The organism is Marivita sp., assembly GCF_020055675.1.
Lineage (GTDB): Bacteria > Pseudomonadota > Alphaproteobacteria > Rhodobacterales > Rhodobacteraceae > Marivita.
Genome location: NZ_JAIPUS010000024.1, coordinates 30,871 through 49,017, shown reverse-complemented (window position 1 = coordinate 49,017; position 18,147 = coordinate 30,871). Strand labels below are relative to the sequence as shown.

Here is an 18,147-nt window from a genome sequence, read left to right as displayed (position 1 = left end):
AGCATGGTCAGCTGGCACTTCTGGCTCGCCACCATCGGCATCATTCTCTACGCGGCCTCGATGTGGGTCACGGGGATCATGGAAGGCCTGATGTGGCGTGAGGTCGATGAAAACGGGTTCCTCGTGAACTCCTTTGCCGACACCGTGAGCGCCAAGTTCCCGATGTATGTGGTCCGTGGTCTGGGTGGTGTCATGTACCTCACCGGCGCGCTGATCATGTGCTACAACCTTTGGATGACTGTGAAGCGTAGCCCGGCGAAAGACGCCGCGGCCGGGTCCGCAGCCGTCGCGGCCGAATAAGGAGGCTTGGACAATGGGTATTCTTGACAAGCACAAGATAATCGAAACCAACGCGACGCTTTTGCTGGTCTTCAGCTTCCTTGTCGTGACCATCGGGGGGCTGGTGCAGATCGTACCGCTCTTCTACCTCGAAAACACGATCGAAGAGGTGGACGGGATGCGCCCCTACACGCCGCTCGAACTGACCGGGCGGGACGTATATGTGCGCGAAGGCTGCTATGTCTGCCACAGCCAGATGATCCGTCCCATGCGGGACGAGGTCGAACGGTATGGCCATTACAGCCTTGCGGCGGAATCGATGTACGATCACCCGTTCCAGTGGGGGTCCAAGCGGACCGGGCCTGACCTTGCCCGCGTCGGTGGCCGTTACTCGGATGACTGGCACGTCGATCACCTGCGCGACCCGCAATCGGTGGTGCCGGAATCGGTGATGCCGAAATACGGTCACCTTGAAGCAACGCTCATCGACGGGGAACACATCGGCGATCTGCTGTCGACAAATGCCTTTGTCGGTGTCCCCTATACCGACGAGATGATCGAAACAGCACAGCTCGATTTCCGGGCACAGGCCGATCCCGACAGTGACTTCGACGGTTTGCTCGAACGTTATGGCGAAGGGGTGATCGTGAGAAACTTCGACGGCCGGCCAGGCGTTTCGGAAGCAGACGCCTTGATCGCGTATCTTCAAATGTTGGGCACCTTGGTCGATTTCTCGACCTTCACTCCCGACGCGAGCCGTTAAGGAGCGAACCGATGGAGACCTATTCCTTTCTGCGTGAATTTGCCGACAGCTGGATGCTGCTCGCCCTGTTCCTGTTCTTTGTCGGGGTGATCCTCTGGGTCATCCGCCCCGGCAGCAACAAGACGCATAATGACAGCGCCAACATCCCGTTCCGGCACGAAGACAAACCGGCCGAACCCAAGGAGTCGAGGAAATGAGCAAGAAACAAGACGATGACCTTGACTACGAAACCACCGGTCACGAGTGGGACGGGATCAAGGAATACAACAAGCCCTTGCCGCGCTGGTGGTTGTGGACCTTTTACGCCACGATTGTCTGGGCGGTGCTGTATACCATTGCCTATCCGGCATGGCCGGGGATCAAGGCGGCGACGCCGGGGCTGCTTGGGTATTCCACCCGCGCCGAAGTCGCAGACGAGATCACCCGGTTCGAAGATGCCAATTCGGACATCAACATGCAGCTTGCCTCGGTCGAGCTGACCGAGATCTCGCAAGACCCGGATCTCAACCAATACGCGCAGAACGCGGGTGGGGCGGTATTCCGCACGTGGTGCGCCCAGTGCCACGGGTCCGGTGCTGCCGGCGCCAAGGGCTATCCCAACCTGCTGGACGACGATTGGCTCTGGGGCGGCGACATCGAGGCGATCCACCACACCATCGCCCATGGCATCCGCAACGAGGAAGACATGGATGCGCGCTGGTCGCAGATGCCCGCCTATGGCGAGCTGTTCGAAGAGCAGGAAATCGCACAGGTGGTCAACTACGTGATGTCCCTGTCCGGTGAACCGCAGGACGCGTCCATGGCCGATGCCGGTGAAACACTCTTCATGGACAATTGCGCCGCCTGCCACATGGAAGATGGCACCGGTGATCGCTGGCAAGGCGCCCCGAACCTGACGGATGCGATCTGGCTCTATGGCGGGGATTACGACACGCTGGTGGAAACCGTGACCTATTCGCGCTTTGGCGTGATGCCGCCATGGACCGAACGGCTGAGCGAGGCCGAGATTCGCGCCGTTGCGACCTATGTGCACGCACTGGGTGGCGGCGAAGCCCCGGCGGAGTAATCCCGCACAAGACACCTTTCGGCCCGCGGGCCGAAAGGGGCCGCGCCGATGCTTCTTTCTGTTCGCGCGTTTCGAAGCATCGGCGCTTTTATCCGGCGGACCGCCGGTTTCGGTCGTGCCGCGATGACCGCTGACCGCGCTCTGTGTGCAGCCAGATCTGCCACAGATACGGTGGCACCTTCAGGTCCGGGGAAATCATTTCCAATCCTCCCAACGTTTGTGATCCGTTGCGGCGCGCACATCGTCGCGACGCCATGACCGGGGCAGGTCGGTCCGATACCGGGGTGCCGCCACGCCGCTGGCGCGAAAGAAGGTTTGTGCAAGTGTCGTGAACATGATGGCCTCCATCGGGTTGTTGTTTCCTGCAACCATACTTGCCAGTCTGGCCCGAAAATGCGACTCAGGGATAAATTCGATATGTAAGTTTGGGTTACATGATTGATTGGTCGCACCTGCCGCAGATGTCCGCCCTGCGCGCCTTTTGTGCCTTTGTCGAACGCGGCTCGGTGACCGATGCCGGCGCGGCGCTCAACGTCAGTCATGCCGCCATCTCGCAACAATTGCGCAGCCTCGAAGCGCATCTCGGCACCCCGCTTTTCGATCGCAGCAACCGTGCACTGGAACTGACAGAGGAGGGCCGCGAGCTGGCCCGCGCGTTGCAGGATGGGTTCGGCCTGATTAGCAGCGGTGTCGCCCAGATCACGCAGGCGCAGTCCGACCGCCCGCTCAACATCGCCTGCACGCCCACATTCGCCTCCGCCTGGCTCATGCCTCGGCTGGCCGGGTTCCATTCGGACCATCCCGGCATCGACATGATCCTGACCCCCAACCCGGCCCTGACCGACCCGAGCCCCGGCGGGATCGACGTGGCGGTGCGTTTCGGCGAAGGCCCATGGCCCGGGTTTGACCGGGAAAGGCTGATGTCCGCGCCGCTGGTCGCTGTCGCCGCGCCCGATCTCATGCGCGGGTCAGCGCCCGGCACGCCCGAGGCGCTGCTGGAGTACCCCTGGCTCGAAGAGCTTGGCACAACCGAAAGCTCCTCTTGGCTGGCGGCACAGGGGCTTGCCGGGCGGCGGGTCAAATCGCGCACTGAACTGCCGGGCAACCTGATGCTTGATGCGGCGCGGCGCGGGCAGGGGATCGCGGTCACAACATGGGTTGCCGTGGCCGAAGATGTCGCGGCACAGCGGCTTGTGATTCTCTTTCGCGACCGCCCCGATGCAGGCTACCATATGCTCACGCGTCCGGGTGTCCTGCGCCCGCCGCTGCGCGCCTTTGTCCGCTGGATTCGCAAGGAAGCGGCAAAAACCTGAATTAAAGATACAGTATTTGATGCAAGTCAAAGTCTTGAAGCGTGCCGACTGAAAAAACACATTCAAGCCACTAGTCTTCGGGAGCCATCCGCCGTGTCTCAAGCAGAAAACACACAGCCGCCAAATCTCTATGCAGCACGCGAGCCGATCTTCCCAAAGCGCGTGAAAGGTAATTTCCGCAATTTCAAATGGATCGTGATGATCGTCACGCTCGGGATTTACTATGTCACGCCATGGATTCGCTGGGACCGCGGCCCGCAACTGCCCGATCAGGCGGTGCTGATCGACCTGGCGAACCGTCGCTTCTTCTTTTTCTGGATCGAGATCTGGCCGCATGAATTCTACTTCATCGCGGGCCTGCTGATCATGGCGGGGCTGGGCCTGTTCCTTTTCACCTCGGCTCTGGGGCGGGTCTGGTGCGGCTATGCCTGCCCGCAGACTGTCTGGACCGACCTGTTCATCCTGGTTGAACGCTGGATCGAGGGCGACCGCAATGCGCGCCTGCGCCTGCACCGGCAGGAGAAGATGGATTTCCGCAAGGCGCGGTTGCGCTTGGTCAAATGGGTGACGTGGTTCTTCATCGGGCTGGCCACCGGCGGGGCGTGGATCTTCTACTTCGCCGACGCGCCAACGCTTCTGCGGGACCTGGTGACGGGGCAGGCGCATCCGGTGGCCTATACCACCATGCTGATCCTGACCGCGACGACCTTCTTCTTCGGTGGTTTTGCCCGCGAACAGATCTGCAATTACGCCTGTCCATGGCCCCGCATCCAGGCGGCGATGATGGACGAGGACACGCTGACCGTCGCCTACCGGGAATGGCGCGGTGAGCCGCGCGGCAAGCACCGCAAATCCGAAGGCGCCGAACAGCTGGGCGACTGCATCGACTGCATGGCCTGCGTGAACGTCTGCCCGGCCGGCATCGATATCCGCGACGGGCAACAGATGGAGTGCATCACCTGCGCCCTGTGCATCGACGCCTGCGACGAGATCATGGAAAAGATCGGCAAGCCGCGTGGGTTGATCGACTATATCGCGCTGTCCGACGAGCCGCGCGAACGCGCAGGGGAAAAACCGCGCAGCGCATGGTCGCATATCTTCCGCCCGCGCACGATGATGTATACCGGGCTTTGGGCGCTGGTCGGCGTGGGGCTGGTCTTTGCCCTGTTCATCCGGCCCGAGATCGAAATGTCTGTCGCACCGGTGCGCAACCCGACCTACGTCACGCTGTCGGACGGCTCGATCCGCAACACCTACGATGTGCGGCTCTTGAACAAGCATGGCGAAGACCGTCCCTTCCGCATGTCCGTGAAAGGCCATCCGGCCCTGCGGATCCAGCTTGAAGGCACGCCATATGAAACCGTCAATGTGCCGGCCAACGAAACCTTTCTGCAACGTGTCTATGTTGTTGCGGCTCCCGGGTCGGACCCGGCCGAGGATGAACGGTCCGAGGTTCGGTTCTGGGTCGAGGACCTGACCAGCGGCGACCGCGCCTACACAGACACCATTTTCAACGGAAGGAGCAACTGATGTCAAAGGACCGCAAATTCACCGGCTGGCATGCTCTGGCCATCTTTGGCGGCTGCTTTGCCGTCATCATCTCGGTCAACCTGACACTCGCATATAACGCCGTGTCGACCTTTCCGGGGCTGGAGGTGAAAAACTCCTACGTTGCCTCGCAAAGCTTTGACGACCGCCGGGCCGACCAGGAAGCGCTGGGCTGGAGTGTGCGCGCCGATGCAAAGGGGGGCCTGCTGATCCTCAAGATCACCGACAAGGACGGCCAGGCAGTGCAGGCCGGAAGCCTCGACGCGGTGCTCGGCCGCGCCACGCATGTGCAAGACGACCGCACACCGGAATTTGCCTTCGACGGCACGGCCTATGTCGCGCGCGAATCGCTTGAGCCGGGCAATTGGAACATCCGCATGAAGGCCACCTCTCTGGCGGGTGTGCCCTTCGAACAGCGTGTTGTCCTGCACGTCGAAAGCTGATCCATGACTGTCGCGATGCGCCCCGCCGCTTCGGCCTGTCCTGCCTGCTCTGCTGCCCCGGCGGCCGAAGCGCTCGCGGATGCGGCCCAGCCAAGTGACGTGAACATCGTGCTGTCGCTGCCATCGATCCACTGCGCGGCCTGTATCTCCGGGGTCGAAGGTCTGCTTGGCGCAACCGACGGTGTCAGGGGCGCGCGCGTCAACCTCACCCTGAAACGCGCCCAGATCGATGCGGCCCCCGGCACCACGGCGCAGGACCTGATCAAGGTTCTCGAAAACGCCGGGTTCGAGGCACACGAGCTGGACAGCACCGCCCTGCGGGCCACCGAAACAGACAAGGCGGGGCGCGACCTGTTGATGCGGCTGGCGGTCGCCGGCTTCGCCGCGATGAACGTGATGCTCCTGTCGGTGGCCGTCTGGTCGGGCGCAGAGGGTCCGACACGCGACATGTTCCACTGGATCTCGGCCGCGATCGCGCTGCCGACGATCGCGTTCTCTGCGCAGCCCTTCTTCAAACACGCCTGGACCGCGCTCCGGGCCGGGCGGCTCAACATGGATGTGCCGATCTCGCTGGCCATATTGCTGGCCCTGGGCACGTCGCTATGGGAAACGTCGCTGTCGGGCGAACATGCCTATTTCGACGCGGCGATCACGCTGACCTTCTTTCTTCTGGCGGGGCGCTACCTGGATCACCGCACCCGCGCCGCCGCGCGCTCTGCGGCCGAGGAACTGGCCGCGCTCGAAGTGCCGCGCGTGTCGCGCGTGACCGATACAAGCGATGGCGCCGCGGAAGAACAGGTGCCCGCATCCGAATTGGCCATTGGCGACCTGATCCGCGTGCGGCCCGGTGGGCGCATGCCGGTTGACGGAGACATCGTCGACGGCCAGTCCGAGCTTGACCGGTCGCTGCTCACCGGCGAAACGCGGCCCATCTACGCGGGTCCCGGTGCCACCGTCAGCGCCGGCGAGGTAAACCTGACCGGGCCTCTCACCATCCGCGCGAGTGCGGTGGGGCGCGATACTTCGCTGCACCGCATGGCGGACCTGGTGGCGGTCGCGGAATCGGGGCGCTCGCGCTACACGTCGCTCGCCGACAAGGCGGCGAAACTCTATGCGCCGGGGGTTCATATCCTGTCCGCGCTCGCCTTTGCGGGGTGGTTTGTCTACACGCTCGACCTGCGCACCGCGCTCAACATCGCGGCGGCAGTGCTGATCATCACATGTCCCTGCGCCCTTGGGCTGGCCGTGCCGGCGGTGACCACCGCGGCCTCGGGCCGTCTGTTCCGCAAAGGGTTGCTCATCAAGGAATCGACGGCGCTCGAACGCATGGCACAGGTCGACACCGTGGTGTTCGACAAGACCGGGACACTGACCGCCGGGGCGCCGCAGGTCGTCAATCTGAACGACCACGCGCGCCGCGAACTGGGCATCGCGCTGGCATTGGCCGACGGCTCGTCGCATCCGCTGTCGCAATCGCTGGCCCGCGCCATCCGGACGGCGGGGATCGCTCCTGCCAAGCTGGGCAACATCACCGAACTTCCCGGCCACGGCACCCAGGCCACCTGGCAGGGCCAGACCGTTCAGCTTGGCCGCGCAAGCTGGGTCGGCGGCGGCCAAAGCCCCGACACCTGCGCGTGGCTGCGCGTCGGCGACACCGTGGCCGAGCCGTTCCGCTTTGCCGACCAGATCCGCGACGGGGCCGAGGCGCTTGTGACGCGGCTTCAGGAAAACGGCTACGATGTGACCCTGATGTCCGGCGATACCACGCAAGCGGTCGAGGCCTTTGCCACCCGTCTCGGCATTGCCAAATGGATCGCCGAGGCCCTGCCTGAGGACAAGGCGGCCAAGGTGGCCGACCTGACATATCAGGGACATCGCGTACTGATGGTGGGCGACGGGCTCAATGATACCGCCGCACTGGCGGGCGCCCACGCGTCGATTTCCCCCGCGACCGCGCTGGACGCGGCGCGCGTCGCCTCCGACGTGGTCCTGCTGGGACAGTCGCTTGATCCGATCTCGGACGCGCTCGACACCTCCCGCACCGCGATCAGGCGCATCCGCCAGAATTTTCGGATTGCAACATGGTACAATATCATCGCCGTGCCGCTTGCGGTGGCTGGCCTTTGCTCGCCCCTCATCGCGGCCTTGGCGATGTCGACCTCTTCGATTACGGTATCGTTGAACGCCTTGCGACTGAAATGACCGAGCGGAGCTGTCGATGAACGTGCTTGCCTACCTGATTCCAGTATCGCTGATCCTTGGCGGGATCGGGCTTGCGGCGTTCGTGTTTACCGTCAAGTCGCGCCAATACGAAGACCCCGAAGGTGCGGCGCAGCGCATATTGTCGGACGATTACGACGACCACCCAAAACCCTGACACCCGGCATCGGGCCTCAGCTTGGCCCGATCATGAAGCACGTAACTTGCCGCGCCTGAAGCCTGCGGCACGCAAGATCCGCGGCCTCCCGCGTCAGCCCCATGAAATTCGCATCATACCCACGCGCGCCGTTCACCACCTTGCGCAACGATCCGTCCAGCGTCGACATTTCGGCCAAGGCGGTCTTGAGCAGTGCCTTTTCGGCTGCGAACCGGCTGGGATAGCGTCCGACATTGATCCCCCAATGCCGTCCGCCAGACGTGGAAATACGTGTCACGACCTCGGCTTTGCGGTCTGTCGCGGGCGCATCCGACGTGTTGCTGTCGTTGCTGGCCGAGGCCAGCACCAAGGTCCTGGGTCGCACAACCGGCTTGGGCGATGCGCTTGGCGCGGTCTTGGCCGCGCTGATCTCGGCGGCCTGGGCGGTTTCGACCGGCGCGCCCGCCAGCGCCAGCTTGGCGGCTGTGGCGGCAACCTCCTGCACGTCCTCGGTCTGCACCTCGGCCAGGACGGATTGAATGTCGTCCTGCAATTCGGCGACCAACATGTCCGGCAGGGCGGGTTCGGCAACAGGTCTCGCCTGGGGCCGCAGGCTCGATTTCACGGCGGCGGCAACGACCCGAATGGACTTTGCCCGCGTGCTCGTCGAGGGGGTCTGGCTGCTGGCAATGATCACCTCATCCGCCCCCGACGCATCCGGCCCCAGATAGGGTGGCTTGCTCGGTTTGCGCAGGGCCATCCGGCTTGGCGCCTTGCGGAACCCCAGATCCATCAGCTTTGCCACCTGTGCGTTGCGTGTTCTGGTCGAATTGCCGCCGAACACCGTCACGATGATGCGTTCGCTGCCGCGTTCGGCCGAGGCGGTGAGGTTGAAACCGGCGGCGCGTGTGTACCCGGTCTTGATTCCGTCCGCCCCTTGGTAGCTGTTGAGAAACCTGCGGTTGGTGTGCGCCACGGTCTTGAGCCCCGCATGTGTGCTTCGACGCGAGAACAGGTTGTAATACTGCGGGTAGTCATAAAGAACATGCCGCCCGAGGATCGTCATGTCCCGCGCGGTCGACAGATGCCCGCTTTCGGTCAGGCCATGCGCGTTCTTGAACGTGGTGCGCGTCATCCCCAGCGCTTTCGCCGTCCGGTTCATCCGCCGTGCAAATGCGGCTTCGGATCCCGAGATCGCCTCGGCAAGCGCCGTTGCGGAATCATTGGCCGACTTGACCGCAGCCGCGCGCACCAGGTAGCGCAGCTGGATCGTCGATCCCGCACGCAGGCCCAATTTCGACGGCGGTTCGGATGCCGCGTTGCGAGAGATGCGAACCTTGGTGTCCATGGTGATTTCGCCGTTCTGAACCGCTTCGAACACGACATACAGCGTCATCATTTTCGTAAGAGAGGCCGGATGCAGCCGTGTGTCGGCGTTTTCCGAATGGAGCACCTCGCCATTTCGGGCATCCATGACCATTCCCGCATACGGCGCGGCCATTGCGCTGAATGGTAAAAGCACGGCCAGCCAAATTGCAGTGATCACGTACAGGCCTACCCGGCCCGGCACTTTACGCCGTCCTGTCACGATATCCGCCTTTATCTGCCTCACGCCGCCGAATTTTTCCGGTCGGCTTTTTTATTAATGACAAAAGTAGCACATGAGAGGTGAGCGATAAAGCGCTTATTTTTATACGTTTTTAGCCTGATTTCATGGCAACCTCCGCAACATGTTGCGCGCCCGGGGCGTTCGCTTACTACCTGGGCCATTTTCCCTAACCAGGCGCAGCAATGCGGGGGGGGCGTTCAGCCGATTTCCGCGATCAGCGGCGGCAAATCGCCCAGGGTTTCGATGGTCCGGTACCTGGGGCTTTGCGGCGGGTCGGCCTTTTCCAGGTCCCACTCGATCCCGTGCGGCACAAACACACCCCAGCTTCCTGCCGTCACTGCCGGGACCACGTCAGATCGCATCGAATTGCCCACCATCATCGCCCGGCCCGGTCCTCCGGGGTGCGCGCCGAAGACGGATGCATAGGTGTCGGGCGTCTTTTCCGAAACGATGGCAACGTCATCGAACACCTCTCCCAGCCCGGATTGAGCGAGCTTGCGTTCCTGGTGCAGCAGATCGCCCTTGGTGATCAGCACGATCCGATAGTCATGGGCCAGCGCCTCCACCGTGTCCATGGCATGTGGCAAAAGCTCGATTGGATGGGCCAGCATGTCCTGGCCGGCATCCAGCAACTTGCGGATCACATGCCCCGGCACGGCCCCGTCGGTCACGTCTATCGCTGTTTCGATCATCGACAGGACAAAGCCTTTGACCCCGAACCCGTATTGCCCGATATTGCGGCGCTCCGCCTCCAGAAGCCGGTCATGCAGTATGGCGGCATCTGTATAATCCGACAAAAGCTCTTCGAATCGCGCCTGCGTCAGTTTGAAAAACCGCTCGTTGTGCCAAAGCGTGTCATCGGCATCGAAACCGATGGTTTGTAAATTTCGGGCCATATCGTGGTCTCGCGCCTCTTTTCTCCAAGCCAGGACAGGTTATATGCTCCAAGACATGTACAGAACCCAAGGCTCTTGCGCACGCATGACACATTTGTCGCTCCCGATCACGTCCGTCCGCCCCCTCGCGGGGCCTCCGTCGAACGAGGATGACGATACGAATGTCGTCATCGAAACGCGGACGAAGACGAAACGCCCGCCGCTCTACAAGGTGCTGCTGCTGAACGATGACTATACCCCGATGGAATTCGTCGTGCATGTGCTGGAACGGTTTTTCGGCATGACCCATGCAGAGGCCTTTGAAATCATGCTGACCGTGCACAAGAAAGGCGTCGCCGTCGTTGGTGTTTTCAGCCACGAGATCGCGGAAACCAAGGTTGGGCAGGTGATGGATTTCGCCCGCCGCCACCAGCATCCGCTGCAATGCACCATGGAAAAGGAATAGCCGGAGGTCCGGCCGTCCCATGACCCTCGCAAGATTTGCCCACGGCCTCCAGACAGGCGCGTTCGACCTGCCCGACCAGAGCCGGGTCGTTCTGATGGAACCCGGTATCGATTCGGATCCCGGACTGTTGCACGGCTGTGACGTGACGGTGCAGCACAACGTCAAACCGGCCTTCGATCATTTCGCAGCAATGGGCCTTGAGACGACAACGCACGCGACCGGACCTGCCGATATCGTCCACGTCACCCTGCCGCGCAGTCGCGAATTGGCCCGCGGGCTGATCGCGCAGGCGGAACAGGCGGCCCCCGGTGGTCTGGTGCTGGTCGACGGGGCCAAAACCGATGGCATCGACGCGATGCTGAAATTTGCCAGATCCCGCGTCACGCTCGAAGGGCAGCTGGCAAAGGCGCATGGCAAGCTGTTCTGGTTCCACGCCGGCACGGCGTTCGCCGATTGCGCGCTGCCGGCCCCGGCTCCTGTGGCGGACGGGTGGATCACTCAACCCGGCGTGTTCTCGGCCGATGGCCCCGATCCGGGGTCCGTCGCGCTGCTGGACGGCCTGCCCAAATCGCTCAAGGGACAGGGCGCCGATCTTGGCGGCGGCTGGGGGTTTCTGACAAGACATCTGCTCGAAATCCCCGGTGTGACCGGGATCGACCTCGTCGAGGCGGACCACCGCGCCCTTGCCTGCGCCGAACACAATGTCACCGACCCGCGCGTGACCTTCCATTGGGCAGATGCAACGTCATGGGGCCCGCGCGGCACGCTCGACTGGGTGGTGATGAACCCGCCCTTCCACACCAGCCGCACCCCCGACACCGCGCTGGGCCAGGCCTTCATCCGTGCGGCGGCGCGGCTTCTCAGACCCAAGGGCACGCTTTTCATGGTCGCGAATCGGCATTTGCCCTATGAGACGACACTGGCGAACAGCTTTGGCACGGTGCAAGACCGCGGCGACGACCCGCGATTCAAAATCCTGCAAGCCGACCAGCCCCGGACGCCCGATACGCCCGCGCGCACAAGACGCCGCTAAAAGGACAAACGCCGATGTCATTTTCAATCGAAGGCAAGACCGCCATCGTGACCGGTGCCGCCAATGGCGTCGGCCTGGCCATCGCGCGGCATTTCGTCGACCGTGGGGCGAACGTCATGTTTGCCGACATGGACGAGGCACGCCTCGCGCATGAATGCGGCGCCCTCCCCGAGGAGGACGGCAACATCCGGTATTATGCCGGGGATCTGCGCGAACGGCTGACGCTGGCCAACCTGCTCTCTGCCACCATCGACGCCTTCGACCGTGTCGATATCCTCGTCAATGCAAGCCGTCAGGTCCTGCCTTCGAACCCGCTCGATCTGGACGACATGACGCTCGAATCGCTCATGCAGCAAAACGTGACGAATACGTTTCGCCTGTCGCAGATGGTTGCCAACCGCATGATCAAACAGGCCGAGGGCAAGGAAGAGGGACAGGCCGGCGCGATCATAAACCTGTCCTCCATCGCGGCGCGCCGGACCCAGCCCGAACTGCTCGGCTTTTCCGTCTCCATGGCGGCGCTGGACCAGCTCACCCGCTCGCTCGCCGTGTCTCTGGCCGAATACCGCATCCGCGTGAATTCCGTCTCCCTCGGCTCCGTCATGTCCGCCAGCCTGAAACAATCGCTCAGGGAAAACGACGGCTTCCGCGAAGAGATCGAGGAAAACACCCCGCTCTCCCGCATTGCCAGCCCGTCCGAACTGGCGCAGGCGGTGCAATTCCTGTCCAGCGAAGGGGCCGGTTTCATCACCGGCCAGATCATGACAATCGACGGCGGGCGCACGCTGGTCGATGCGGTCGACGCCCCGGCGCATTGACCGACAGGGCGCAGGGCGCTCCAAACCCTTGCACTGGCTTGTGATTTCGCGTCTGCGCTGTAGTGTTGCGTCACAATCAGAGGACATCGACATGACGGACACGCCCGCTTCGAATTTTACCCACGAAAAAGACCGCGCCGCAGCATGGTTCCGCACGTTGCGCGATCAGATCGTGACCGCCTTCGAAGGGCTCGAAGACAGCCACGATAGCGGCCCGCTGAACGACGCCGCACCGGGGCGCTTCGACGTGACCGAAACCCAGCGCAAATCCGACGATGGGTCGGATGCCGGTGGCGGATTGATGAGCGTCATGCGCGGCGGGCGCGTGTTCGAAAAGGTCGGTGTCAATGTCTCCACCGTCTACGGCACGCTGGGCGACCGCGCGCAACACGCCATGGCCGCGCGCAAGGGCATTCCCGGCATGAAAGACGATCCGCGCTTCTGGGCGTCGGGCATCAGCCTGGTTGCGCATATGCAGAACCCGCATTGCCCGGCGGTCCATATGAACACACGCATGTTCTGGACCCCGCATGCCTGGTGGTTCGGCGGCGGCTCCGATCTGAACCCCTGCATCGAATACCCCGAGGACACCGCGCATTTCCACGCCACCCAGAAACAGCATCTCGACCCGCATGGGGCCGACCAATACCCAAGGCTCAAGGCGTGGGCCGATGACTATTTCTATATCCCCCACCGGGGCCGCGCACGCGGTGTCGGCGGCATCTTCATGGACGATCACAACACCGGTGACTGGGACACGGATTTCGCCATGACACAGGATATTGGCCGCGCGTTCCTGCCGGCCTTTCTCCCCTTGGTCGAAAAACGCCGCGTGCAGCAGTGGACCGATGCGGACAAGGACACCCAGCTGGTCCATCGCGGCCTCTATGCCGAATACAACCTCGTCTATGACCGGGGCACCAAGTTCGGGCTGGAAACCGGGCATGATGCCAATGCCGTGTTGATGAGCCTGCCGCCCTTGGCGAAATGGGTGTGATCACCGCCTGCGCGCAGAGTGAATTCACCTGACGCGGTTGCGTGGCAGCGCCCGTTCGCCGGAAAAAAACGCCCCCGAACGGCAGAATCACTGTACGGTCCAGTGAACGAGCGGCCGGCGCCCAGGCGATGAGCGCGGCCTGCAAAAGCGCGTGACGGCCGAAATCTCATGTGCCGAAGTGACAGAACCGGCAAAGAAGGCGACCGGAGGCTCCGGTGGTCAACGCCGCGCGATTTTGGCGCCAAAGGTTTAAACCGTCTGAAACATGCATACCTTTGATTGATCCGCGGAATCAAACGAGGACACGCATGACAGACAAGAGCAAGAGTATAGAGAACCTGCAAACCGCATTGGCGATGGAGCTGACCGCCGTCAATCAGTACCTGCTGCATGCCCACACACTCGAGGATTGGGGACTGGACAAGCTGGCCAGCCGCATGCGCGAAGAGATGCACGAAGAGCTTGGCCATGCCGGCCAATTCATCGACCGCATCATGTTCCTGGGCGGCACGCCCGAGTTGAGCGCGACAAAGACCCCCAAGATGGCAAAGACCCTTGAAAGCCTCTTCGAGGCCGACAAGTCCGAGGAAAAGGGCGCGATCGACTTCTACAGCAAGGCGGCGCAAGACGCCGCCGACGCGAACGATATCGGAACCCGCTCTTTGTTCGAAACCATCGTGCTGGACGAGGAGGGCCACTGGGAGTGGCTCGACCGCCAGCTCGCGACACTGAAGCGGATGGGCGAGCCGTCCTTCATGTCGATCTACATGAGCGGAGAAAGTGCCGGCGGCGAAGCGTAACCCGCTTGAGCCGCCGTGCTGCAAGTTTGGCGCAGCCAGTCAGGCCTGTATCGGCCCGGGTCGCACCAAAACGCGGGGGTCCGGAGCCTGAAACCGACAACAGTCACAACCCATGAAAGGACCAGACATGACCGACAAGAACGCATATATCGAAAAAGCCAAGGCGCAGATCGACCAGTGGAATGCCGAGATCGACAAGATGAAGGCGAAGGTCGAGGAGGCACAGGCCGATTCGAAGGTCGAGTATCAGAAGCAACTCGACGAGGCGCGCAAGCAGCGTGATGAAGCCGAGGTAAAGCTCAAGGAGATGCGCGCGGCCAGCGACAGCGCATGGGACGACATGAAGTCGGGCTTCGACAAGGCTTGGGACAGCATGTCCGACGCGTTCAACAGGGCAACCTCCCGCTTCAAATGAACAAAGCGCAGACAGGTATCCTCAATACCTGACCGGCGGCGGGCATCGCAATTTTGCGGGCCATGCCCGCCGCCACATGGCAGCCGCGCGGGCTGCAAGCCAACAACAGGCCGAAGCTCGGACCCTCCGACGCCTCTGAAGGGGGCCGCGCTGGGTTCAGACCGTTTCGAACCAGCCTTCGGGAAAGGTCGGGACGGGGCCACAGGACTGCCGCTGCGCGTGCTATTCCCTAACAAATGGTAAATCTGTCGCCATAACCCATTGATTTCATTTATCCAAGTATCGTCCCATGCGTGGGACGCCGATCTCTGTCAGGCGTCCCGCCAGGTTCCCGGTGCGATCCCGTCAAGGCTCCATTCCCCCACGGACCATCGAACCAGCCGCAGGCAGGGCAGCCCCACATGGGCCGTCATCCGCCGCACCTGCCGGTTCTTCCCTTCCCTGATCGTCAGCCTCAGCCACGCGTCCGGCACCGTCTTGCGGACCCGGACCGGAGGCACCCGCGGCCACAAATCCGGCGCCGCGATCACCTCCACCTCTGCCTCCCGCGTGGGCCCGTCCTTCAACGTGATGCCGCGCCGAAGCTGGTCGATCCGGTCCTCTGACGGCACCCCCTCGACCTGCGCCAGGTAGGTCTTGGGGGACCGGAATTTCGGGTTGCTGATCTTCGCCTGCAAGCGCCCGTTATCGGTCAGGACGAGCAACCCCTCGCTGTCCCGGTCCAGCCGCCCGGCCGGATAAACACCCGGCACGTCGATGAACTCCGACAGCGTCCGCCGCGCCGAGCCTTCGGTGCCCTTGTCGGTGAACTGGGACAGCACATCGGCCGGCTTGTTGAACAGGATCACCCGCGTCATGGTCCCGCCCGCCGCCGGTCCGCGAAAAACGCTCTCAGCAAGGCTTCCGCCTCCGCCGCGCCAAGCCCGTCATAGACCTCCGGGGTGTGATGGCATTGCGGGTGCGAAAACACCCGCGCGCCGTGCGCGACACCGCCGGATTTCGGATCGTCCGCGCCGAAGTATAGCCGCCGGATCCGGGCGTTCGAAATCGCCCCGGCGCACATCGGGCAAGGCTCCAGAGTGACGTAAAGATCGTGCCCGGTCAGCCGCTCCACGCCCAGCAGGGCACAGGCATCGCGCAGCGCCAACATCTCGGCATGCGCGGTCGGGTCGTTCAACTCCCGCGTCCGGTTGCCAGCGGCCGTCACACGCGTGCCATCCGGAGCCACCACGACAGCCCCGACAGGCACCTCCCCCCGCGCGGCGGCCTCGCGGGCTTCTTCGAGGGCGACAGACATGTTGGACCGGAACTGCATGGCCCCTCATAAACCGCGCAATCCGCTTTCCCAAGGGTTTGAATTCGACTAAGCCACGCGACATGACACAGAACACGCCACCTGGTGACCGGATTGCCAAAGTCATTGCCCGCGCAGGTCTTGCCAGCCGCCGCGAGGCCGAGCAGATGATCGCGCGCGGCCGGGTGTCGGTGAACGGCAAGAAGATCGACAGCCCGGCCCTGAATGTCACGACAAGCGACAAGGTCGTGGTCGATGGCAAACCCGTGGGCGCACCCGACGCGCCGCGGCTCTGGCTCTATCACAAGCCGGTTGGCCTGGTGACGACGACCAAGGACGAGCAGGGCCGCCCGACCATCTATGACAAGCTGCCCGAGGATATGCCCCGCGTGATGAGCGTCGGGCGGCTCGATCTGAATTCCGAAGGCCTGCTGCTGCTGACCAATGATGGGGGTGTGAAGCGCAAGCTGGAACTGCCCTCGACTGGCTGGCTTCGCAAGTATCGCGTGCGGGTCAAGGGCCACGTCAGGGAAGACATCCTCGAGCCGCTTCGCAAGGGTCTTGTTGTCGATGGAGAGCGCTTTCAGCCGATGACCGTCACGCTCGACCGACAGCAGGGCGCGAACGCTTGGCTGACGATCGGGCTGCGTGAAGGCAAGAATCGCGAAGTGCGGCGGGCCTTGGCCGACATTGGATTGACGGTGAACCGGCTGATTCGCCTGTCCTATGGCCCGTTCCAACTGGCGGATCTCAAACCGGGCGCGGTGGAAGAGCTGCGCCGCAAGGTCGTACGGGACCAATTGGGACTCGAAATGGCCGAAGACCCAAAGGCCGCTCCCGCCAGGACCAGAAAGCGGAGGCAGGTCCGGCGTTAACCAAGTCACGACAGGGTTGAAAAGACTCCCTTATCTTACCCCCCGAGTGCCCATTTTCTGCCCGGATTTGCGGCGACCTTGCTCGCATGTTGATTACTTTCGTAACTTCCGCGGTCCTCGTGACATCTGTGCTTCTGGTTCTGTCGAATCTTGGAACGGTCGCCGATGACACCTCCAAGGCAGTGCGGGGTGCGATGCACCGTATTCGTGCGCAAGGCGCAACAGCGTCCTGGGCGGCGTTCGTGGTGCTGTGGCTCACCATTTTCGGTTTGGGGTTGCTATGATAAACACGGCGATGAGCGACTTTGTCGATTATGATAAGAGCGCGGCGCTGGGCAAGCGATCCCCGGTGGAAGAGGTGCCCGTGGGCTTCATGGTTCTGGCAACCTGCCCGCTGATCCTGTGGTTGCTGGATGGCACCGTCGCCGGGTTTGCGTCAGCTTTGCTGATCATCCTTTTGTTCGCGGTCGGGTTGGTGTTCCTGTCGGTCGGTCAAAAGCAACATCTGGCCTATAGCATGGCCGAAGTGGCCCCGCGGCCGAAGATTCCATTCAAGTTGATCGGGAACTGCCTCATTGCGCTGGTGATCGGGCTTTTGGCCTCAACGAAGATCGCGGTCCCGATGATCTCCATGGTAATCGGGTTTTCGACCTTTATCCTGTGCCTTGTCTCTTTCGGTCTTGATCCGATGCGCGACAAGGGCATGGACACCCCGGAAGCGCGCCTGCGTATTGTCAGCCAGGCGCTATATGACGACTTCGACACCCGGTTCGAGGCTTTGCTTGCCGACCTTGAACAGGTCGCGGATGACGAGCTGTATGCGCGAACCCGCATTGCATCTGACACGGTTATGGGTCTGCTCAGCACGATTGATTTCGGCACACCGACCCTGAAAAGGATTGCGCCTTCGGTGTCGAAACTTCTGGCAAAGATGGAGGCCGAATTTGCCGCTTTGCTGAATTCACCTGACGGCCAGATCACTGCGCTTCAGCGAAGAAAATTCGACAACAAGATTCAGATCATGGTCGACTCCTTCGAAGCGCGCGCCCGACGGAGTGGCATCGCCGATGGCCGCGACAATTTTGAGCTTCAGACAAACCTGTTGTTTGATCGGAAGCACCGCAATCTCAAGGTCTGAGCAGAAGCTGGACGTGTTCCCCCTAGTAAGCCCACCTCACATCCCTTAAGTTCTGCGCA

23 protein-coding genes are annotated in these 18,147 nt (G+C 62.5%); 18 read left to right on the top strand and 5 right to left on the bottom strand.

Features of this window, described 5'->3' with window-relative positions:
• The 4 genes from LCF59_RS14080 to ccoP all read left to right on the top strand — a co-directional run.
• Positions 1-300: cbb3-type cytochrome c oxidase subunit I (locus LCF59_RS14080; protein ID WP_292288246.1), on the top strand; the 300-nt coding region annotated here is incomplete at its 5' end.
• A 13-nt stretch (positions 301-313) separates the two neighbouring features.
• Positions 314-1,042, top strand: a complete 729-nt coding sequence (ccoO, locus tag LCF59_RS14075) for a cytochrome-c oxidase, cbb3-type subunit II (protein WP_292288245.1) — start codon at positions 314-316, stop codon at positions 1,040-1,042.
• An 11-nt stretch (positions 1,043-1,053) separates the two neighbouring features.
• Complete coding sequence (locus LCF59_RS14070) at positions 1,054-1,239, top strand: cbb3-type cytochrome c oxidase subunit 3 (protein ID WP_292288244.1); 186 nt, start codon at positions 1,054-1,056, stop codon at positions 1,237-1,239.
• Positions 1,236-2,108, top strand: coding sequence for a cytochrome-c oxidase, cbb3-type subunit III (ccoP, locus tag LCF59_RS14065; protein ID WP_292288243.1), 873 nt, complete (start codon positions 1,236-1,238; stop codon positions 2,106-2,108). Before LCF59_RS14070 ends, ccoP begins: the two co-directional genes overlap by 4 nt.
• 195 nt (positions 2,109-2,303) lie before the next feature.
• On the opposite strand, the gene LCF59_RS14060 is transcribed toward ccoP, so the two are convergent.
• On the bottom strand, positions 2,304-2,444 hold the full coding sequence (locus LCF59_RS14060) for a hypothetical protein (RefSeq protein WP_292288242.1): 141 nt from the start codon (positions 2,442-2,444) through the stop codon (positions 2,304-2,306).
• Positions 2,445-2,542: 98 nt separating this feature from the next.
• On the opposite strand from LCF59_RS14060, the gene LCF59_RS14055 reads away from it, so the two are divergent.
• The 5 genes from LCF59_RS14055 (at position 2,543) to ccoS (ending at position 7,789) form a co-directional block, all read left to right on the top strand.
• Positions 2,543-3,421: a LysR family transcriptional regulator gene (locus tag LCF59_RS14055; protein WP_367273410.1), complete on the top strand. Its 879-nt coding sequence runs from the start codon at positions 2,543-2,545 to the stop codon at positions 3,419-3,421.
• Between the two features lie 93 nt (positions 3,422-3,514).
• Complete coding sequence (gene ccoG, locus LCF59_RS14050) at positions 3,515-4,951, top strand: cytochrome c oxidase accessory protein CcoG (RefSeq protein ID WP_292288241.1); 1,437 nt, start codon at positions 3,515-3,517, stop codon at positions 4,949-4,951.
• Positions 4,951-5,412 (top strand): FixH family protein, encoded by a 462-nt coding sequence (locus LCF59_RS14045; protein ID WP_292288240.1) that lies wholly within the window; start codon positions 4,951-4,953, stop codon positions 5,410-5,412. The genes ccoG and LCF59_RS14045 overlap by 1 nt, the downstream gene beginning before the upstream one ends.
• Before the next feature lie 3 nt (positions 5,413-5,415).
• Positions 5,416-7,614 carry a heavy metal translocating P-type ATPase gene (locus tag LCF59_RS14040; RefSeq protein WP_292288239.1) on the top strand — a complete coding sequence of 733 codons (2,199 nt, stop codon included), beginning with the start codon at positions 5,416-5,418 and terminating at the stop codon, positions 7,612-7,614.
• Positions 7,615-7,630: 16 nt separating this feature from the next.
• Positions 7,631-7,789 carry a cbb3-type cytochrome oxidase assembly protein CcoS gene (ccoS, locus tag LCF59_RS14035; RefSeq protein ID WP_292288238.1) on the top strand — a complete coding sequence of 53 codons (159 nt, stop codon included), beginning with the start codon at positions 7,631-7,633 and terminating at the stop codon, positions 7,787-7,789.
• A 16-nt stretch (positions 7,790-7,805) separates the two neighbouring features.
• Here ccoS and LCF59_RS14030 read toward each other — a convergent pair whose 3' ends face one another.
• Positions 7,806-9,269 (bottom strand): D-alanyl-D-alanine carboxypeptidase family protein, encoded by a 1,464-nt coding sequence (locus tag LCF59_RS14030; RefSeq protein ID WP_292288247.1) that lies wholly within the window; start codon positions 9,267-9,269, stop codon positions 7,806-7,808.
• A gap of 305 nt (positions 9,270-9,574) precedes the next feature.
• A complete protein-coding gene (locus tag LCF59_RS14025; RefSeq protein ID WP_292288237.1) occupies positions 9,575-10,273 on the bottom strand; it encodes an HAD family hydrolase in 699 nt (232 codons plus the stop codon).
• An 85-nt stretch (positions 10,274-10,358) separates the two neighbouring features.
• On the opposite strand from LCF59_RS14025, the gene clpS reads away from it, so the two are divergent.
• The 6 genes from clpS (at position 10,359) to LCF59_RS13995 (ending at position 14,781) form a co-directional block, all read left to right on the top strand.
• Complete coding sequence (clpS, locus tag LCF59_RS14020; RefSeq protein ID WP_292288236.1) at positions 10,359-10,718, top strand: ATP-dependent Clp protease adapter ClpS; 360 nt, start codon at positions 10,359-10,361, stop codon at positions 10,716-10,718.
• A 19-nt stretch (positions 10,719-10,737) separates the two neighbouring features.
• The gene (locus LCF59_RS14015; protein WP_292288235.1) at positions 10,738-11,751 is read left to right on the top strand and encodes a methyltransferase; all 1,014 of its coding nucleotides are present in this window, start codon (positions 10,738-10,740) and stop codon (positions 11,749-11,751) included.
• 14 nt (positions 11,752-11,765) lie between these two features.
• Entirely contained in the window at positions 11,766-12,569 is an 804-nt protein-coding gene (locus tag LCF59_RS14010; protein WP_292288234.1) for an SDR family NAD(P)-dependent oxidoreductase, read from the top strand.
• Between the two features lie 91 nt (positions 12,570-12,660).
• Positions 12,661-13,566: an oxygen-dependent coproporphyrinogen oxidase gene (gene hemF, locus LCF59_RS14005; RefSeq protein ID WP_292288233.1), complete on the top strand. Its 906-nt coding sequence runs from the start codon at positions 12,661-12,663 to the stop codon at positions 13,564-13,566.
• Between the two features lie 308 nt (positions 13,567-13,874).
• Entirely contained in the window at positions 13,875-14,366 is a 492-nt protein-coding gene (locus LCF59_RS14000; protein ID WP_292288232.1) for a bacterioferritin, read from the top strand.
• A gap of 127 nt (positions 14,367-14,493) precedes the next feature.
• Positions 14,494-14,781 (top strand): hypothetical protein, encoded by a 288-nt coding sequence (locus LCF59_RS13995; RefSeq protein ID WP_292288231.1) that lies wholly within the window; start codon positions 14,494-14,496, stop codon positions 14,779-14,781.
• A gap of 311 nt (positions 14,782-15,092) precedes the next feature.
• Here LCF59_RS13995 and LCF59_RS13990 read toward each other — a convergent pair whose 3' ends face one another.
• Both LCF59_RS13990 and LCF59_RS13985 read right to left on the bottom strand, forming a co-directional pair.
• On the bottom strand, positions 15,093-15,638 hold the full coding sequence (locus LCF59_RS13990; protein WP_292288230.1) for a pseudouridine synthase: 546 nt from the start codon (positions 15,636-15,638) through the stop codon (positions 15,093-15,095).
• The gene (locus LCF59_RS13985; protein ID WP_292288229.1) at positions 15,635-16,096 is read right to left on the bottom strand and encodes a nucleoside deaminase; all 462 of its coding nucleotides are present in this window, start codon (positions 16,094-16,096) and stop codon (positions 15,635-15,637) included. The genes LCF59_RS13990 and LCF59_RS13985 overlap by 4 nt, the downstream gene beginning before the upstream one ends.
• Before the next feature lie 62 nt (positions 16,097-16,158).
• Between LCF59_RS13985 and LCF59_RS13980 the strand changes: the two genes are divergently transcribed.
• The 3 genes from LCF59_RS13980 (at position 16,159) to LCF59_RS13970 (ending at position 18,088) form a co-directional block, all read left to right on the top strand.
• Entirely contained in the window at positions 16,159-16,950 is a 792-nt protein-coding gene (locus LCF59_RS13980; protein WP_292288228.1) for a pseudouridine synthase, read from the top strand.
• 86 nt (positions 16,951-17,036) lie between these two features.
• Complete coding sequence (locus LCF59_RS13975) at positions 17,037-17,234, top strand: hypothetical protein (protein WP_292288227.1); 198 nt, start codon at positions 17,037-17,039, stop codon at positions 17,232-17,234.
• An 11-nt stretch (positions 17,235-17,245) separates the two neighbouring features.
• Entirely contained in the window at positions 17,246-18,088 is an 843-nt protein-coding gene (locus LCF59_RS13970) for a hypothetical protein (protein ID WP_292288226.1), read from the top strand.
• The last annotated feature ends 59 nt before the right edge of the window (positions 18,089-18,147 follow it).